Genomic DNA, 16,492 nt, shown 5'->3' on the forward strand with positions numbered 1-16,492 from the left:
CGGTGTGCCTTTGGCTGGCCGTTGAGGCGCCGCCGAGCAGCGCAGCGGCAGGCGGATAAGGGCACGTGCTGTTTGAGCGAAGCGAGTTTGCACGTGACCCCGCCTGACGTGAGCAGCGCAGGGGACCCCGAAGGGGCGGTGACGTCGGCCGGCCAAAGGCACACCGCCCCCCGCCGCGCCCCCGAACCGATTGGCCCCCCGCCGCGCCCCCGAACCGATTGGCCCCCCGCCGCGCCCCCGAACCGATTGGCACACCGCCCCCCGCCGCGCCCCCGCACCGAGCCCCACCTGATGGCACACAGCCCGCCGCAGCCCCTAGGGATAACCATGACAAATGCCGCACCGCGTCGAAAGCCCCCCGAAGGGTGCCGCTTCATAGACTGCCAGCCACCTTCTCCAAAAACAGGATCAGAGACCATGCTCGCTTCCCGCAAAACCCTGCTTGCCGCCGCCTTGTGCACCGTGCTTGCTGCCGCCGCTCCTCTGGCGCAGGCTGCTGATGCGCCCATCACCATCATGGTGGGTGGCATCAACAAGATCATCTACTTGCCGGCCAAGCTTACCGAGGCGCTCGGCTACTTCAAGGATGAGGGGCTCAACGTCGAGCTGCAGTCGCAGCCCGCCGGCGTGGACGCCGAGAACCAGCTGATCGCCGGCGCCGTCCAGGGCGTGGTCGGCTTTTACGACCACACCATCGACCTCCAGAGCAAGGGCAAGGAAATCCAGGCCATCACCGTCTTCTGCAAGGTCCCGGGCGAAGTCGAACTGGTGTCGACCAAGGCCCAGGCGGCAGGCTTCAAGACCATGGCCGACGTCAAGGGCAAGACCCTCGGCGTGACCGGCCTCGGCTCCTCCACCGACTTTCTCACGCGCTACCTGGCCGATCGCCAGGGCGTCGCGCAGAAGGATTACACCCTGCTGCCCGTCGGCGCCGGCAACACCTTCGTCGCCGCCATGAAGCAGGACCGCATCCAGGCCGGCATGACCACCGAACCCACCATCTCCGAAATGCTCAAGAGCGGCGATGCCAAGGTGCTCGTCGACATGCGCACCGAGAAGGACACCATCGCCGCGCTCGGCGGCGTCTACCCGGCCGCCAGCTTCTACGTGCAGAACACCTGGGCCGAGTCGCACAAGGAGCAGGCCTCCAAGCTCGCCCACGCCTTCGCGCGCACCATGGAATACCTCCACACCCACAGCGCCGAAGAAATCGCCGAGAAGGTGCCGCGCGACTACTACGGCAGCGACAAGGCACTTTACGTGCAGGCGCTGGCCTCGTCGCTGGCCATGTTCACCACCGACGGCAAGATGCCCGTCGGCGGCCCCGAGACCGTGCTCAAGGTGCTCTCCACCTACAAGCCGCTGGTCAAGAGCAAGAACATCGACCTCTCGAAGACCTACACCAACGCCTACCTGGCGGCAGCGGGCAAGTGAACATGGCGGCCAGCAATCCGGCGATCGTCTTCAAGGACGTCTCGCTGCGCTTCATCTCCAACGATGGCAACGCCACCGTGGCACTGCGCAATTTCAACATGTCGGTCGCGCGCGGCGAGTTCGTCGCCATTGTCGGACCCACCGGCTGCGGCAAGTCGACCACGCTGAACATGATCACCGGCCTGCTGCGCCCCACCGTCGGCGAGGTCGAGGTCATGGGCAAGCCCGTGCAGGGCATCGACCCGCGCATCGGCTTCGTGTTCCAGGCCGACGCCGTCTTCCCATGGCGCAGCGTGCGCGAGAACATCGCGGCCGGGCCGCTGTTCCGCGGCATGCCCGCCAAGGAAGCGCACGCGCTGGCCGAAGAATGGCTGCAGCGCGTGGGCCTGGGCAAGTTCGGCGGGCACTACCCGCACCAGCTCTCCGGCGGCATGCGCAAGCGCGTGGCGCTGGCCCAGACCTTCATCAACAAGCCCGAGATCCTGCTGATGGACGAGCCCTTCTCGGCCCTCGACATGCAGACCCGCACACTGATGCAGGACGAACTGCTCAAGCTGTGGTCGGGCACCGGCGGCTCGGTCGTCTTCGTCACGCACGACCTGGAGGAAGCAATCGCGCTGGCCGACCGCGTCTTCGTGCTGTCGGCGCGCCCGGGCACCCTCAAGCGCGTCTACGAGATCGATCTCCCGCGCCCGCGCATCACCTCCGAGGTGCGCTACGACCCGCAGTTCATCGAGCTCTCGAAACACATCTGGGACGACCTCCGCCAGGAAGTCGTGCTCGCATGAAACCCACCGAATCACACGAATCCCGCATCTCCGGAGTCTTCCAATGACCGATCTCGTCATGCCCGCCGTCCTGAGCGACGAGGCGCTGGCCCGCGAATCCGAGGCCGCGCAGGCCGGCATCCGCCGGCGCCGCACCATGATCATCTCGCTGCGCGTGCTGGTCCTGGTGGTGGTGCTCGGCGGCTGGGAACTGGCCGCGCGCAACAAGTGGATCGACCCCTTCTTCTATTCGATGCCCTCGATGATCTGGGACCAGATCGTCGAATGGCTGCGCGACGGCACCTCGCAAGGGCCGCTGTGGCAGCAGGTCGCCGTGACGCTGGAGGAGACGGTCATCGGCTTCCTGATCGGCTCGATCGCCGGCGTCATCTGCGGCATCCTGCTCGGGCGCAACAAGCTGCTGTCCGACGTGTTCAGCCTCTACATCCAGATCGCCAACTCGATCCCGCGCGTGGTGCTGGGTTCGATTTTCGTGATCGCGCTCGGCCTGGGCATGGCGTCGAAGGTGGCGCTGGCGGTGGTGATGGTGTTCTTCGTCGTCTTCGGCAACGCCTTCCAGGGCGTGCGCGAAGCCGACAAGTACATGATCGCCAACGCGCAGATCCTGGGTGCCTCGCCGCGACAGGTGACGATGTCGGTGGTCATCCCGTCGGCCATGTCGTGGATCCTGGCGAGCCTGCACGTGAGCTTCGGCTTCGCGCTGGTGGGTGCGGTGGTCGGCGAGTTCCTCGGGGCCAAGGAAGGCATCGGGCTGCTGATCTCGACCGCGCAGGGCGCCTTCAACGCGAGCGGCGTGTTCGCCGCGATGATCGTGCTGGCGGTGGTGGCGCTGCTCGCCGACTTCCTGCTGACGACGCTGGAGAAGCGCCTGCTCAAGTGGAGGCCGGCCGCGTTCTAGACATCCCTGGTCGCGCCCCAGGCAGCCGGCCTAGAGTTCCACGGCGCATCCCTGCTTCGCACTCTGCGCCAGCGCCTCCAGCGTGGCCGCAATGTCCAGGCTGGCCGCCGCCGCCCGTTCGATCGCTTCGAAGTCGCGCTTCGCGATGACTTCCGCGAAGGCCTCGGCGGCGAAGCGGAAGCCGCTGCCGGTGCCCGAGGCGATGTCCTCGAAGGGCGTCGGCGCCGTGCCGCGCCGCACCCGCATGCGGCTGGGCAGGTAGCCATGCGGATGACCGCCGGCCAGCACGCTCGTGTGGTTGAGGAATTCGGTCTCGATCGCGCCCTCGGTGCCGATGATGCTCGCGAAGCGGTGATTGGCGACATCCATCGCACATGAGAGCTGCGCGCGGCGTCCATCGGCGTAGTGCAGGGTGGCCATCATGCTGATGTCGACGCCGCTCTCGGCCCAGGTGGCATCGGCCTGCACGCGCTGCGGCGCGCAACCCATCACCAGGCGGATCAGGCTCAGCGGATAGCTGCCGGCGTCGAGCAGCGCGCCGCCGCCCAGCTCGGGCTTCATGCGGATGTTGCTGTGCGGGCTCTGCACCGTGAAACCGAAGCTGGCCTGCATCGAACGCACCGTGCCGATGGCGCCGGTGTTCAGCAGGTCGAGCATGTCGCCCGTCTGCGGCTGGAAGTAGAAAGGGTAGGCCTCCAGCAGCATCACGCCGTGCCGCCGGGCCGCATCGAACATCGCGCGCGCCTGCGCGTGGCCGAGCGCCAGCGGCTTCTCGCACAGCACGTGCTTGCCGGCCTCGGCGGCCTTGATCGCCCATTCGGCATGCAGGCTGTTGGGCAGCGGCACGTAGATGACATCGACCTCCGGGTCGGCCAGCAAGGCTTCGTAGCTTCCATGGTGGCGGCCGATGCCTTGCGCCGCCGCGAAGGCCGCGGCCGTCTGCGCGTTGCGGCTCGCCACGGCGACGACACGGGCCCTGGCGCTGGGCGCCACGTCGCGCGCGAACTGCCTGGCGATGTTCGCGCAGCCGAGGATGCCGATGCGCAGGGGGAAGTCTTGGTAGGGCGTGGTGGTCATGATCGATGGAGGCTAGGGGTTGGCTGATCTTGTATTGCGTCTGACGGCCGGCTTGCCGAGCGCCTTGAGCGCGGCCGGCCCGGCGACCACCGCGCTCAGCATCATGCGGATGGAGAAGTCGATCATCTGCGCGAGCTCGATGTCACGGTCGGCCCGGGGCGCGCGGTCGCCCAGGATCAGGGTCGCCAGGCCGTGTTCCATCGCCCAGGCGCTGTGGGCGACGAGATCGACTTGCGAGCGTGGCCATCCGTGCGCGATCGCCAGTTCGACGAGGCTCTCGGAAAAGAGATTGAAGGACCTGGCGCCTTCCTCGAGCAACTCGCCATGACGATGCATGTCGAGGATGCGCGGGCCCACCATCAGGTTGAAGACGCCCTTGTTGGCCTGCGCATAGCGCACATAGCTCAGCATCATCTCGCGCGCCTTTTCCAGCGGACCAAGCTTCAGTTCGACGATGGCCTGGCGCTGCGCGGCGAGCTCGCGAAAGCCGTCGCTCGCAATCCCCGCGAGCAGGCCTTCCTTGCCCTCGAAATGCCGTGACGGCGCGGCCTCCGAGACGCCCACACGACGCGCGCATTCGCGCAGGCTGAGTTCGGCGGCGCCTTTCTCCTCGAGCAGCGCGCGTCCCTCGCGCAGCAGCGCATTGCGCAGATCGCCATGGTGATACGGGGCAGGGGGCGGGGCGGCCTTGGCCTTCGCTCTCTTCGACTTAAGAGGAGTTTCCATGGCTTGATTGTGCTTCAAGAGAGATCGGGTAAACCCCGCATCGAGCTCTAAGTTAATATCGTTAACATGCGGCGATTCGCAAACACACGGAGATATTTCGATGAACATGATTTCGCGACGCCGCGTGCTTTCTTCCGGGGTTTTCGGTCTGGCCGGCGCAAGCCTCGGCGGTCTCGCGTATCCGCAGGCGCCGTTCCCGCAGAAGCTCATCACCATCAAGGTGGCCTTCCCGGCGGGAGGGCCGGCCGATGTGTCGATCCGTGCCGCGACGGTGGTGCTTCAGCGTTCGCTGGGGCAGAACCTGATCGCGGACAACATGCCGGGCGCGAACGGTTCGATTGCCGCGAACTTCGTGCACAAGGCCAGTCCCGACGGCTACACGCTGCTGGGCACGACCGGCATCGACTTCCTGGTGGCGCCCTTCACCATCGCCTCCGCCAGGTACGAGCCGGCCACATTCAGGCTGCTGGGCGTCGCGGGCATTTCCGATTTCGTGCTGGTGTCGAGCAACGCCCATTCCTTCAGGAACGTCGACGAACTCATCGACTATGCCGGCAAGCCTGGCAGCAGGCAGCTCTCCATCGCGCATTGGGGCCCGGGCTCCGCGCCGCATCTGGTGGCGGCCGATTTCCAGGCCCGCACCGGCCTCAAGTTCCTGGAAGTGCCTTACAAGGGCGCGGCCCCGGTCGTCAGCGACCTCTCGGGCGGGCAGATCGATCTCAGCTTCGTGCCGCTCGGCGGCTCGACGCTGGGAATGATCAACACCGGAAGGATCAAGGCGATTGGCCTGGCCAGCAGCAAGCGCAACCCGGCCCTGCCCGATCTTCCCCTCATCGCCGAGAGCCGCGGTGTGAAGAACTTCGACCACAGCCTCTGGTCGGCGTTGCTCGCACCGCCGAAGACACCCGAGGCCACGGTCGCGCGCCTGACCGGCGCCATGAACGAATGGGTGCTCAGCCCCGAGAACCAGACGCGCATCGCGGCCAACGCATCGCGTCGGCTCGATCCCATGACGACGGCCCAGGCGGCGGAGTTCCTGAAGACCGAATACGACAAGTTCAACCGCATCGCGCGCGCGCTCAAGCTGGAAGCCCAGTGACCACCGAATCCAGGAAAGCTCTCATGCCCATCGTTCAATTCGAAAAAGACGGCGCCGTGGGCGTCGTGACACTCGCCAAGCCACCGCACAACCTGATCGACGACGCCTTGCTGCAAGGCATGCTCGGCGCCTACGAGCGGGCCCTCGCCGAAGGCTGTCGCTCGATCCTGCTGCGCAGCGCGATGCGCCACTTCTGCGCCGGCGCGGATGTCGAAGGCTTCAAGGGCGGCGGCCGGCGCCGCGACCAGGCCGGCTTCGAGCAACTGCTCGACGCGCTCGAGAACGTGGGGCTGCCCACCGTGGCGGCCGTGCATGGCGCGGCGCTCGGCGGCGGACTGGAGCTGGCCGTGACCTGCGACATGATCGTCGCCGCCGACACGGCCTCCTTCGGCATGGCGGAAGCTTCTCTGGGCCTGCTGCCTTTGCTGGGCGGCGTGCAGCGCGTGACGCAGCGCGTCGGGCCGGCGCGCGCGAAGGAGCTCGCCATGTTCGGCCGGCGCAACGATCCGGTGGCGCTCGAACGCTGGGGGCTGATCAACCTCGTCGTCGCCGAATCCGAGCTTGCGAATGCCTCGATGTCCTGGGCGCGCCAGCTGGCGGCCGGGCCGACGGTGGCGCTGCGGGGCATCAAGCGCCTGGCCAATCTCTCCGCGCGCCACGGCATCGCCGGCGCCGACGCGCAGCAGACCGAGATCAACAACATGATGTGGGCAAGCAATGACCAGAAGCGCGGCCTCGCCGCCTTCATGGCGACCGGCCCCGGCTCCGCCGTCTTCGAGGGAGATTGAGATGAACGCACCTCTTCAAGGGCTGCGCGTGATCGACTTCACGCGCGTGCTGGCCGGCCCGCACTGCACCAAGACCCTGCGCGACCTCGGCGCCGAAGTGACGAAGATCGAGCCGCCCGCGGGCGACGCGGGCCGCGCCGGCGTGCCGCACATCAACCTGATGTCCGTCTACTACACGCAGCAGAACGCCGGCAAGCGCAACCTGAGCCTCGACCTGAACTGGCCCGAGGCGCGCGAGATCGTGATCGATCTCTGCCGCGATGCCGATGTGATCGTGGAGAACTTCCGCCCCGGCACCCTGGCTCGCTTCGGCCTCGGCTACGAGCAGGTGCGGGCCTTCAACCCGCGGGCCATCTATGTCTCGATGAGCGGCTACGGGCAGACCGGCCCCTGGCGCAACCGGCCGGCCTTCGCGCCCACGGTGCAGGCCGAGACCGGCCTCACGGACATCCTGCGGACGCATTACGGCGACTCGATGAGCGAGCTGCGCAACGATGCCTGCAGCCATGCCGATGTCTACACCGGCCTGCACGGCGTGATCGCGGTGCTGGCCGCCCTGCAGGCACGCGAGCGCAGCGGCGAGGGTCAGCATGTCGACGTGTCGATGGCCGCCACGATGCTGTCGGTCAACGAGCGTGCCGGCGCCCAGTTGTCGGGCATCGACACGATGGGCGAGCCGCCGGCGCTGAGCGCGCCGGAGTCGCACATCTACGAGCTGCCGGATGGTCGCTGCGTCACCATCGCGGCGAGCCCGATCTACTCGCCGATGTTCGTGCGCTACAGCGCGATGATGCGCCGCACCGACCTGTTGGCCGATCCGCGTTTCGCGACCGCGCCGCTGCGCCGCCGGAACCTCCAGGCCCTGCTGGCGGAAGTGCGCGCCTGGGTCATGACCTTCACCGACCTCGACCAGTTGCAGGCGCAGGTGAGCGAAGCCGGCCTGGCGATCGGCGTGATCCGCAGCACCGGCGAGCTGGCCGAATCGGAATGGGCGCGGGACTGGGGCGCCGTGGTCGAGGTCGACGACCGTGGCGGCGGCACCGTGCGCATGCCCGGGCCGCCATGGCGCTTCAGCGAATCGAAGCTCCCGCCGCCGGGCATCCCGGCCTTCCAGGGCGAGCACAACGTCGAACTCCTGACCGAGCGCAATGTCGATGCCGCGCTCATCGAGGACCTGCGCCAGCGCCGCGTGCTGCTGAGCCGGCGCTCGGCGCGGGGCGCCTATGACTGAACTCGACGCCACGCACGACGGCGGTGCGAGGAGCTGGCTTGCCGCCGCCAACACGGGCGGCGACTTCCCGCTGCAGAACCTGCCCCTTTCGGTCTTTCGGCGGATCGGGGGCGCCGAGGCCTTCCGCGGCGGCGTGGCCATCGGCGATCGCATCATCGACCTTGCCGCGCTCGCGGAGACACCCGTCCTGCGGGGCACGGCCGCGCAGGCCGCCCGGGCCTGCGCGCGGCCCGAGCTCAACGCCTTCTTCGCGCTGGGCTCCGTGGCCTGGCGCGCGCTGCGACACGCATTGTTCGCGGCGTTGAAGGACGACGCGCCGCACGTCGTGCAGGAGGCCGTGCGGGCCTGCCTGGTCGCGCAAGCGCAGGCCGAGCATGCCGTGCCCCTGCGCATCGGCGACTACACGGACTTCTACACCTCGCTGGACCACGCGCTGAACATCGGCCGTCTCCATCGACCCGACGGCCCGCTGTCGCCCAACTTCCACTGGATGCCCATCGCGTACCACGGCCGCGCATCGAGCATCGGCATCTCCGGGCAGCGGGTGCGGCGGCCGCGGGGCCAATGGCTGGCGGATGGCGCGTCCGAGCCGAGCTTCGGCGCGAGCCGGCGACTGGACTACGAGCTGGAACTGGGGATCTGCATCGGCACCGGCAATGCGCAGGGCGAGCCGATCGCATTGGCCGACGCGCAAGGCCATGTGTTCGGGCTGTGCCTGCTCAACGACTGGTCCGCGAGGGACATCCAGCGCTGGGAGACGATGCCGCTCGGCCCCTTCCTCGCCAAGAATTTCGCCACCACGGTCTCGCCCTGGATCGTGACCATGGACGCGCTGGCACCCTACCGCGCGCCGTGGGCCCGCGCGGCCGAAGCGCCGCGGCCGCTGCCGTATCTCGATCACGGCGGCAGCGCGCGGGACAGCGCGCTCGACATTCGTCTCGAGGTCTGGCTCGAGACCGCGCGCCACCGGCAGCAGGATGCGCCGCCGCAGCGGCTGTCGAGCACCAGCTTCCGGCACCAGTACTGGACAATCGCGCAGATGGTCGCGCACCACACCGTCGGCGGCTGCAACCTGCAGAGCGGCGACCTGCTGGGCAGCGGCACCATCTCCGGCCCCGCGCAAGACGAGGCCGGCGCCATGATCGAACTGACGCAGGGCGGCCGCAAGCCCATCCGTCTCGACAACGGCGAGGCGCGCGCCTTCCTCGAGAACGGCGATGCCGTCGTTTTCAAGGGCTGGTGCGAGAGGCCCGGCTTCGCGCGCATCGGCTTCGGCGAATGCAGAGGCGAGATCGTCGCCGCCCTCGAAGGGTCGAGTGAACCATGCGAAGAGGTGTCTCCATGAAACTCGATCCCGGTCCGGGCTGGACCCGCGCCGGGACCGGATCGCCGGCGAGCCCTGTCAAAGCTGCTTCAGGATCTCCTGCGCCATCGCCCCCAGCGTGACCGTGCGCTCGACTCCGCCGCGCTTGACCGCCTCGCGCGGCATGCCGTAGACGACGCAGCTTTCCTCGTCCTGCGCGACCGTGCGCGCGCCGGCGTTGCGCATCTCCAGCAGGCCCGCGGCGCCGTCATCGCCCATGCCGGTCATGATGACGCCGAGCGCGTTCACGCCCGCGCTCTTGGCGACCGAGCGGAACATCACGTCGACCGAAGGCCGATGCCGGTTCACCAGCGGCCCGTCGACCACCTCGACGAAATACTGCGCCCCGCTGCGCTTGAGCACCAGGTGCCGTCCGCCCGGCGCGATCAGCGCGCGGCCCGGCAGCACGCGGTCGTTGTTCTCGGCCTCCTTCACCGCGATGCGGCACAGGCCGTCCAGCCGCGAGGCGAAGGCCGCCGTGAACTTCTCGGGCATGTGCTGGACGATCACGATGCCGGGCGAGACACGCGGCAAGGCGGTGAGCACCTCTTCGAGCGCCTGCGTGCCGCCGGTGGAGGTGCCGATCGCGACCACGCGCTCGGTGGTCTGCGTCATCGCACGCGCCGGGCCGGGCGCGAGGATGACGTCGGCCGTGTGCCTGGCCACGGGCGCGAGCGGCGCCGCCTCGGCGCGGATCGCCAGGCGGCGCACGTTGGCATGCGCCGCGCTGCGCACCGTGGCGACCAGGTCGTCCGAGGCTTCGATCAGGAACTGCTTCAAGCCGAGCCTGGGCTTGGTGACGATCGCCACGGCGCCGGCCGCCAGCGCCTCGAGCGTGGTCTTCGCGCCCTTCTCGGTCAGGGTCGAGCAGATCACCACCGGCGTCGGGCGCTCCTGCATGATCTTGCGCAGGAAGGTGATGCCGTCCATGCGCGGCATCTCGACGTCGAGCACGATCACGTCGGGCCACTGCTGCTTGAGGCGCTCGATGGCCAGCAGCGGGTCGGCCACCGCGGCGATCACCTGGATGCCCGGCGCGGCGCCCAGCAGGCCGGCCACTACCTGCCGCACCACGGCCGAGTCGTCGACCACCATGACCTTGATCGGTTTCATGCGAATGCCTGCCCGCGCGCGCTCATGGCTTGCGGTAGATCGAGGGCGCGACCTGGTGCACGGCCGTGCTGATCTCGTTGAGGGTTTCGGAGTGGCCGATGCAGAAGTGGCCGCCCGGATTGAGCAGCGACAGCACGCGGGCCACGACCTGCCGCTTGGTGTCGCCGTTGAAGTAGATCATCACGTTGCGCAGGAAGATGATGTCGAAGCTGCCCAGCGACGGAAGATCGGCGTTGAGGTTGACCTGCGCGAAGCTCACGCGCTTGCGCAGCTGGCGCTCGACCAGCAGCGTGCCGTCCTGCTCGCCCATGCCCTTGAGGCAGAAGCGCTTGAGGTAGTCCTGCGGAATGTGGCGGGTGCGCTCCAGCACGTAGTGGCCTGCGCGCGCGCGCTGCAGGACACGGCTGCTGATGTCCGTGCCCAGCACTTCCCAGGGCGAGTGGCCCATGCAGTCGGCCAGCACCATGGCGATGCTGTAGCACTCCTCGCCGGTCGAACTGGCCGCGCTCCACACGCGGAAGGGCTGGGGGCGCTGCGCCGCGGCCGTGGCCAGCTCGCGCAGCAGCTCGAAGTGCTTGGGTTCGCGGAAGAAGTAGGTCTCGTTGGTGGTCAGCAGGTCGATCGCGGTCTGCACTTCGGCCGCCGCCTTGCCGCTGGCGAGCAGCGCGAAGTATTCGGTGTAGTTGGCCAGCTGGTTCGCCTGCAGCCGCTTCGAGAGACGCCCGCACACCAGCGCCTTCTTGGAAGGCGCGAGGGTGATGCCGGCCGCGTCGTAGATGAAGCGCTGGAAGCGGGCGAATTCGATGTCGGTGATGGTGGTGTTCATGTCTCCGGATCGGCGCGCGCGCCCTCCGCCTGCCTCGCGGCTTCAGAACCTGGCGAACTGCGATTCGTCCGGCGCGTCGACAGCGGCGAAGGCCAGGGCACCCGCGGGCGCGAAACCGCCACCGCCCGGGCGCCTGCCCGTCGTGGCGGCCTTTCTCGACGCGGCGGGCCTGGCTTGCGGCTTGCCGCGGGTCGGGCTCGGGTCGGAGTTCGCGTGGCCGGCCGTGGCGTTGCCGCCGGCCAGCTTGAAGAAGGCCATGGTCTGCTGCAGCTGCTCGGCCTGGCTGCTCATCTCCTCGGCCGTGGCGGCCAGCTCTTCCGAGTTCGATGCGTTCGACTGCGTGGTCTGGCTCAGCTGCGTCACGGCGCCATTGATCTGGCCGACGCCGGAGGACTGCTCTTCCGAAGCGGCGGCGATCTCCTGCACCAGGTCCGAGGTTTTCTTGATGTTGGGCACGATCTGGTCGAGCAGGCGGCCGGCCTTCTCGGCGAGTTCGACGCTGGAGCTGGCGACGGTGCCGATCTCCTGGGCGGCGATCTGGCTGCGTTCGGCGAGCTTGCGCACTTCGGCGGCCACCACGGCGAAGCCCTTGCCGTGTTCGCCGGCACGCGCCGCCTCGATGGCGGCGTTGAGCGCCAGCAGGTTGGTCTGGTAGGCGATGTCGTCGATGATCCCGATCTTCTGGGCGATCTGCTTCATCGCGACGACGGTGGCCTTGACGGCCTCGCCGCCTTCGCCGGCCTCGGCGGCCGCCTTGGTGGCCATGCCGTCGGTGACCTTCGCGTTCTCGGTGTTCTGCGAGATGGAGGCGGTCATCTGCTCCATCGACGCGCTGGTCTCCTCCACGCCCGCGGCCTGCTCGCTCGATGCCTGCGACAGCGACTGCGCGGTCGCGCTCACTTCTTCCGACGCGCCGGCCAGGGCCTCGGCGCCGCCGTTGACTTCGGTCACGACCCGCGAGAGCTTCGCCACCGTGTTCTGCATCGCGGTGAGGAGCTGGCCGGTTTCGTCGCGGCTGCTGGATTCGACCTGCATGGTGAGGTCGCCCTCGGCCAGGCGATTGGCGACATCGACCGCGCGCGCCAGCGGCCGGGTGATGCTGCGGCTGATGAGAAAGCCCAGCACGATGCCGATCAGCACGCCGCCGCTGATGATGCCGATCATGCTGGTGCGGCTGGCGCGGTAGAGGTTGTCGGTTTCGGCGGCGGACTGCTTGGCGCGCGTCTCCTTCTGCAGGATCAGCTCGTCGAGCATGACGTCGAGCTTGTCGGCCTTCTCGCGCACCTGCTCCAGCGCCTGCAGCAGCGCCTCGTCGCGTTCCTGGAGCTTCTTCGTCGCGGCCATGGCGAGCGCGCGCTGCATGTCGTTCTGGTACTCCTGCGAGAGGTTGTTGAAGGCCGCGAAGACTTCCCGCGCCCGATCGCTGCCGAAGAGAGGCTGGGCCTTCTCGATGTAGTCCTTCGTGGCGGCGGTGCTCTTGCCGATCGTCGCCAGCTGCTTCTCGCGGTCGTCCTGCGTCGTGGCGAGCAGGTAGTTGGCGCGCGCGCGGCCCGCATAGATCAGGTTGACGTTGGCTTCCTTGACGTACGAGAGCCCCATCAGCTCCCTGTTGTACATCTCGTCGGCCTTGTCGTTCATCTGGCTGGTGTTGTTGATGCCGATGAAGCCGACGACGGCGCTGATGCCCGCCACCAGCACGAAGCCCGCGATCAGCCTGACGCCGATCTTGAAATTGCTCAACATGATTGTCCTTTTGTGGGGAAGGGGGAGTCGCCTCAGGCCGCGGTGGCGGCCGACGGGCTGGAGGAGGGGGCGGTGCCGGCGGCGGGCGGCATGACCTTCATGGCCTGCTGCATCAGCACCGGCACATCGAGGATCAGCGCGACGTCGCCGCTGCCGAGAATGCTGGAGCCGCTGATGCCCTGGACCTGGGCGAACATCTTCGACAGCGGCTTGATGACCGTCTGGGCCTCGCCCATCAGCGTGTCGACCACCAGGCCGAACTTCTGGCCCGCATGCTTGACCACGACGATGTTCTGGCGAGCCGCCGGCGCGGCGGCGACACCGAACAGGTCGCGCAGCCGGATGAAGGGCAGCACCTGGCCGCGCAGGTCGATGTAGTCGTGACCCGTCTCGGCCGAGAACTCGACGCATTCGTCCACCATGTCCAGCGGCACCACGAGCACGCTCCTGCCGACACCGACCTGGAAGCCGTTGATGATGGCCAGCGTGAGCGGCAGCCGCACGGTGACGGTGGTGCCCTGGCCGGGCTGGCTGGCGATGCTCACGCTGCCGCGCAGGGCCGTGATGTTGCGCTTGACCACGTCCATGCCGACGCCGCGGCCCGAGAGGTTGGTCACCTGGTCGGCGGTGGAGAAGCCGGGCTCGAAGATGAGCCCGTAGATCTCGCTGTCGCCGAGGTTCTTGCCGGCTTCGACGAGGCCGCGTTCGATGGCCTTCGCGAGGATCTTGTCGCGGTTCAGTCCACCGCCGTCGTCGCTGACCTGGATGACGATGCTGCCCGAGTCGTGGTACGCGTTGAGCGCGACGCAGCCCTGCGCCGGCTTGCCGCGCGCGGCGCGCACCTCGGGCGCGTCGATGCCGTGGTCCATGGCATTGCGCACCAGGTGCATCAGGGGGTCGCCGATCTTCTCGACGACGGTCTTGTCGAGCTCGGTGTCCTCGCCGCTCACGCGCAGTTCGATGTCCTTGCCGAGTTCGCGGGCCACGTCGTGCACCACGCGCTTGAAGCGGCCGAAGGTGGCGCCGATCTTGACCATGCGAAGCTGCAGGGCGCTGTCGCGCACTTCCTCGACCAGGTCCGACAGCGTGGAATTGCTTTCCTGCAGCTCGACGTTGCGCGTGCGCCGCGCGATCAGGTTGGCGCCGGCCGCGGCAATGATCAGTTCGCCCACGAGGTTGATCAGGCGGTCGAGCTTGTCGGCATCGACCCGCACCGACTGGCTTTCCTGCGGCTTGACCTCCCTGGCCTGCCTTTGCGCGTTCGATGCGTGCCTGGCGGCGGGCGCGGATTCGGCCGGCGCTTTCGCCACAGGTGCATCGAGGGGCGCGGCGGCGCCGCCGGCGTGCGATGCCGTGACGTGGAGCACGCAATCGTCGATGACGAATTCGAACACGTTCTCGATGGTGGCCCGGTCGGCGTCGCTCCTGAAGTCGATCTCGAAACCCAGGTGGCAGGCCTCGGGGTCCAGGGCGCCGAGCGCGGGCAGCCGGTCGTGCAGCGTGACGATGCGTTCGATGCTGCCGAGCGTGGCCAGGTAGCGGATGAAGGACAGGGGGTCCATGCCGTTGCGCAGGACGTCCTCGCCGAAGCGCACGGAGATCTTCCAGTGGCCGGCGGCAGCTTCGGCCGCGGCGCCGGCCGGGGTGCCGACGGTGGTCTGCGAGGCGGTCCTGGCGACGCTCTCGATGGCGGACGCGGCGTCGCCGGCCGCCATGTGCAGCCGCAGGCGGTCGAGCAGCGCGCTGCCGGCCTGCTCGACCTCCGGGTCGGCGGCCTTCCTGCCCGAATCGACCCTGTCGACCAGCGTGCCGATGTGGTCGGCGCATGCCAGCAGGAGTTCGATCAGCGAGTCTCCCAGCATGATCGTGCCGCCGCGCACGTCGTCGAGCAGGCTCTCCGCGACGTGCGTGAAGGCCACCACGCCGTCGAGCCCGAACAGGCCCGCCGAACCCTTGATGGTGTGGGCGGCGCGAAAGATCGCGTTGACGCTCTCGGTGGGGTCGGACTCGTCGGCCACCCGCAGCAGGGCGGCTTCCATGTCTTCCAGCAGTTCGCGCGCTTCGATGAAGAAGGTCTGCAGCGCTTCGTCGAGGTTCATGGCTGCCTCCCGTAGACGCTGTCGGGCTCGAGGCCCAGGAAGACCAGGGCCTCGTCGACCGCGGGGCTGCGCGCGACCAGGCGCAATTCGCGCTGCGCGGCGGCGGCGCTCTTTCCGGCGGCCAGCAGAAGCTGCACGCCGGCGCTGTCGATCTCGGTGACGGCCGAGAGATCCAGCGCCAGCTCGCCGTCGCCGGCCTTCAGCGCGGCCTGCAGCACGGCGCACAGTTCGGCGGCGCGGTAGATGGTCATTTCGCCTTCGATGGCGCAGGTCGCGCAGCGGGTGTCGGTCATGGCAGGACCAGCTTCTGCACCACCGCCAGCAACTGCGTCGGATTGAAGGGCTTGAGCATCCAGGCCTTGGCGCCCGCCGCCTGGCCCTCCTTCTTCTTGCCCTCCTGCGATTCGGTGGTCAGCATGACGATGGGCGTGAACTTGTAGGCCGGCAGGGCCTTGATCCGGGTCACCAGGGTGATGCCGTCCATGTTGGGCATGTTGACGTCGCTGATGATCAGATGGACCTTCTGGCCCGTGAGCTTCTTCAGCGCGTCGACGCCGTCGCAGCCTTCGATCACGTCGTAGCCGGCGCCGCGCAATGCAATGCTCACCACCTGCCGCAGCGAGGTGGAGTCATCGACGATCATGATGGTCTTTGCCATGTGTTTTTCCTTGAGTGCGCCGGGGCTTCCGGCTTAGAAGAAGACGACCTCGTCGGCCGCCGCGGCGCTCGCGCGCGGGGTGGCGCCGCCGCCGCTGTGGGTGGCGCGCTCGTCGGCCATCGCGTAGCTGCTTTCGAGCTCGGCCAGCAAGGCCGCCGCGTCGACCGGCGTCAGCGTGCCCGCGTCCTCGAAGATCTGCCGGCTGTCGGCCAGCAGGACGGGCAGGCGTTCGATGCTGTGGCGCACGTGCGTCATGCGCTGGCTCACGCGGTCCTGGAACTGCAGCTGGACGAGAGCCTCGACGATCTCCGACTGGATGCCGATGCTCTCGCGCTTGAGCACGTCGGCCGAGGCCTCGAGCACTTCCGTCACGCTGCGGAACTGCCCGAGCACGCCGTGGATGGCCGCCTCCGAGGCCACGGCGGATGCCGCCTCGCGCTCGGCCGAGGCCTGCGCGTTGCGGTGCGCCGCCGCAATGGCGGCGCTGATGACGCCGACCTTCTAGTCAGAATGGCTTGAGCCGTTGAAGCGGCCCGTCTCCGGGACTACCGTGGATTGCGCACCGTGGGTGCGCCGAGCCACAACGCTGCACCCCGAAGGGCGGACAGCGTGTCAACGAGCAAGGAGACGGGCCATGAGTCAATCTACC

General features: G+C 68.3%; 16 protein-coding genes. 7 read left to right on the top strand and 9 right to left on the bottom strand.

Annotated features, from left to right (window positions below):
* The first annotated feature begins 417 nt into the window (after positions 1-417).
* From AC1DNF_RS34370 to AC1DNF_RS34380, 3 genes are read left to right on the top strand one after another with little or no spacing between them, the layout of a single operon-like run.
* The gene (locus AC1DNF_RS34370) at positions 418-1,434 is read left to right on the top strand and encodes an ABC transporter substrate-binding protein (protein WP_478153252.1); all 1,017 of its coding nucleotides are present in this window, start codon (positions 418-420) and stop codon (positions 1,432-1,434) included.
* A 2-nt stretch (positions 1,435-1,436) separates the two neighbouring features.
* The gene (locus AC1DNF_RS34375) at positions 1,437-2,222 is read left to right on the top strand and encodes an ABC transporter ATP-binding protein (RefSeq protein ID WP_478153254.1); all 786 of its coding nucleotides are present in this window, start codon (positions 1,437-1,439) and stop codon (positions 2,220-2,222) included.
* Between the two features lie 58 nt (positions 2,223-2,280).
* Positions 2,281-3,120 (top strand): ABC transporter permease, encoded by an 840-nt coding sequence (locus AC1DNF_RS34380; RefSeq protein WP_478153279.1) that lies wholly within the window; start codon positions 2,281-2,283, stop codon positions 3,118-3,120.
* Positions 3,121-3,150: 30 nt separating this feature from the next.
* On the opposite strand, the gene AC1DNF_RS34385 is transcribed toward AC1DNF_RS34380, so the two are convergent.
* Together AC1DNF_RS34385 and AC1DNF_RS34390 are read right to left on the bottom strand one after the other, a co-directional pair.
* Positions 3,151-4,197, bottom strand: coding sequence for a Gfo/Idh/MocA family protein (locus tag AC1DNF_RS34385; RefSeq protein WP_478153256.1), 1,047 nt, complete (start codon positions 4,195-4,197; stop codon positions 3,151-3,153).
* A gap of 12 nt (positions 4,198-4,209) precedes the next feature.
* The gene (locus tag AC1DNF_RS34390; protein WP_478153258.1) at positions 4,210-4,923 is read right to left on the bottom strand and encodes a TetR/AcrR family transcriptional regulator; all 714 of its coding nucleotides are present in this window, start codon (positions 4,921-4,923) and stop codon (positions 4,210-4,212) included.
* Positions 4,924-5,023: 100 nt separating this feature from the next.
* Between AC1DNF_RS34390 and AC1DNF_RS34395 the strand changes: the two genes are divergently transcribed.
* From AC1DNF_RS34395 to fahA, 4 genes are read left to right on the top strand one after another with little or no spacing between them, the layout of a single operon-like run.
* Entirely contained in the window at positions 5,024-6,022 is a 999-nt protein-coding gene (locus AC1DNF_RS34395) for a Bug family tripartite tricarboxylate transporter substrate binding protein (protein WP_478153260.1), read from the top strand.
* Between the two features lie 23 nt (positions 6,023-6,045).
* On the top strand, positions 6,046-6,810 hold the full coding sequence (locus tag AC1DNF_RS34400; protein WP_478153261.1) for an enoyl-CoA hydratase/isomerase family protein: 765 nt from the start codon (positions 6,046-6,048) through the stop codon (positions 6,808-6,810).
* 1 nt (position 6,811) lies between these two features.
* Positions 6,812-8,041 (top strand): CaiB/BaiF CoA transferase family protein, encoded by a 1,230-nt coding sequence (locus AC1DNF_RS34405; RefSeq protein WP_478153263.1) that lies wholly within the window; start codon positions 6,812-6,814, stop codon positions 8,039-8,041.
* Entirely contained in the window at positions 8,034-9,386 is a 1,353-nt protein-coding gene (gene fahA / locus AC1DNF_RS34410) for a fumarylacetoacetase (protein ID WP_478153265.1), read from the top strand. The genes AC1DNF_RS34405 and fahA overlap by 8 nt, the downstream gene beginning before the upstream one ends.
* 57 nt (positions 9,387-9,443) lie before the next feature.
* Here the strand turns inward: fahA and AC1DNF_RS34415 are convergent, their stop codons facing one another.
* From AC1DNF_RS34415 to AC1DNF_RS34445, 7 genes are read right to left on the bottom strand one after another with little or no spacing between them, the layout of a single operon-like run.
* Positions 9,444-10,517: a protein-glutamate methylesterase/protein-glutamine glutaminase gene (locus AC1DNF_RS34415; RefSeq protein WP_478153267.1), complete on the bottom strand. Its 1,074-nt coding sequence runs from the start codon at positions 10,515-10,517 to the stop codon at positions 9,444-9,446.
* Between the two features lie 22 nt (positions 10,518-10,539).
* Positions 10,540-11,343 carry a CheR family methyltransferase gene (locus AC1DNF_RS34420; RefSeq protein WP_478153268.1) on the bottom strand — a complete coding sequence of 268 codons (804 nt, stop codon included), beginning with the start codon at positions 11,341-11,343 and terminating at the stop codon, positions 10,540-10,542.
* Between the two features lie 42 nt (positions 11,344-11,385).
* Positions 11,386-13,086, bottom strand: coding sequence for a methyl-accepting chemotaxis protein (locus AC1DNF_RS34425; protein ID WP_478153270.1), 1,701 nt, complete (start codon positions 13,084-13,086; stop codon positions 11,386-11,388).
* Positions 13,087-13,118: 32 nt separating this feature from the next.
* Positions 13,119-15,185, bottom strand: a complete 2,067-nt coding sequence (locus tag AC1DNF_RS34430; protein WP_478153272.1) for a chemotaxis protein CheA — start codon at positions 15,183-15,185, stop codon at positions 13,119-13,121.
* Positions 15,182-15,478: an STAS domain-containing protein gene (locus AC1DNF_RS34435; protein WP_478153274.1), complete on the bottom strand. Its 297-nt coding sequence runs from the start codon at positions 15,476-15,478 to the stop codon at positions 15,182-15,184. Before AC1DNF_RS34435 ends, AC1DNF_RS34430 begins: the two co-directional genes overlap by 4 nt.
* Complete coding sequence (locus AC1DNF_RS34440) at positions 15,475-15,843, bottom strand: response regulator (RefSeq protein ID WP_478153275.1); 369 nt, start codon at positions 15,841-15,843, stop codon at positions 15,475-15,477. The genes AC1DNF_RS34435 and AC1DNF_RS34440 overlap by 4 nt, the downstream gene beginning before the upstream one ends.
* A gap of 33 nt (positions 15,844-15,876) precedes the next feature.
* Positions 15,877-16,263, bottom strand: coding sequence for a hypothetical protein (locus tag AC1DNF_RS34445; protein ID WP_478153277.1), 387 nt, complete (start codon positions 16,261-16,263; stop codon positions 15,877-15,879).
* Positions 16,264-16,492 lie beyond the last annotated feature (229 nt).

The sequence above is a fragment of the Variovorax sp. 01T432 genome (assembly GCF_056398605.1).

What these genes read in the sequence shown, in the direction of transcription:
- AC1DNF_RS34395 (WP_478153260.1), top strand. Translation starts at nt 5,024, where the DNA reads ATGAACATGATTTCGCGACGCCGCGTGCTTTCTTCCGGGGTTTTCGGT.
- AC1DNF_RS34415 (WP_478153267.1), bottom strand. Translation starts at nt 10,517, where the DNA reads ATGAAACCGATCAAGGTCATGGTGGTCGACGACTCGGCCGTGGTGCGG.
- AC1DNF_RS34390 (WP_478153258.1), bottom strand. Translation starts at nt 4,923, where the DNA reads ATGGAAACTCCTCTTAAGTCGAAGAGAGCGAAGGCCAAGGCCGCCCCG.
- AC1DNF_RS34375 (WP_478153254.1), top strand. Translation starts at nt 1,437, where the DNA reads ATGGCGGCCAGCAATCCGGCGATCGTCTTCAAGGACGTCTCGCTGCGC.
- AC1DNF_RS34385 (WP_478153256.1), bottom strand. Translation starts at nt 4,197, where the DNA reads ATGACCACCACGCCCTACCAAGACTTCCCCCTGCGCATCGGCATCCTC.
- AC1DNF_RS34430 (WP_478153272.1), bottom strand. Translation starts at nt 15,185, where the DNA reads ATGAACCTCGACGAAGCGCTGCAGACCTTCTTCATCGAAGCGCGCGAA.
- fahA (WP_478153265.1), top strand. Translation starts at nt 8,034, where the DNA reads ATGACTGAACTCGACGCCACGCACGACGGCGGTGCGAGGAGCTGGCTT.
- AC1DNF_RS34435 (WP_478153274.1), bottom strand. Translation starts at nt 15,478, where the DNA reads ATGACCGACACCCGCTGCGCGACCTGCGCCATCGAAGGCGAAATGACC.
- AC1DNF_RS34425 (WP_478153270.1), bottom strand. Translation starts at nt 13,086, where the DNA reads ATGTTGAGCAATTTCAAGATCGGCGTCAGGCTGATCGCGGGCTTCGTG.
- AC1DNF_RS34440 (WP_478153275.1), bottom strand. Translation starts at nt 15,843, where the DNA reads ATGGCAAAGACCATCATGATCGTCGATGACTCCACCTCGCTGCGGCAG.
- AC1DNF_RS34400 (WP_478153261.1), top strand. Translation starts at nt 6,046, where the DNA reads ATGCCCATCGTTCAATTCGAAAAAGACGGCGCCGTGGGCGTCGTGACA.
- AC1DNF_RS34370 (WP_478153252.1), top strand. Translation starts at nt 418, where the DNA reads ATGCTCGCTTCCCGCAAAACCCTGCTTGCCGCCGCCTTGTGCACCGTG.
- AC1DNF_RS34380 (WP_478153279.1), top strand. Translation starts at nt 2,281, where the DNA reads ATGCCCGCCGTCCTGAGCGACGAGGCGCTGGCCCGCGAATCCGAGGCC.
- AC1DNF_RS34420 (WP_478153268.1), bottom strand. Translation starts at nt 11,343, where the DNA reads ATGAACACCACCATCACCGACATCGAATTCGCCCGCTTCCAGCGCTTC.
- AC1DNF_RS34405 (WP_478153263.1), top strand. Translation starts at nt 6,812, where the DNA reads ATGAACGCACCTCTTCAAGGGCTGCGCGTGATCGACTTCACGCGCGTG.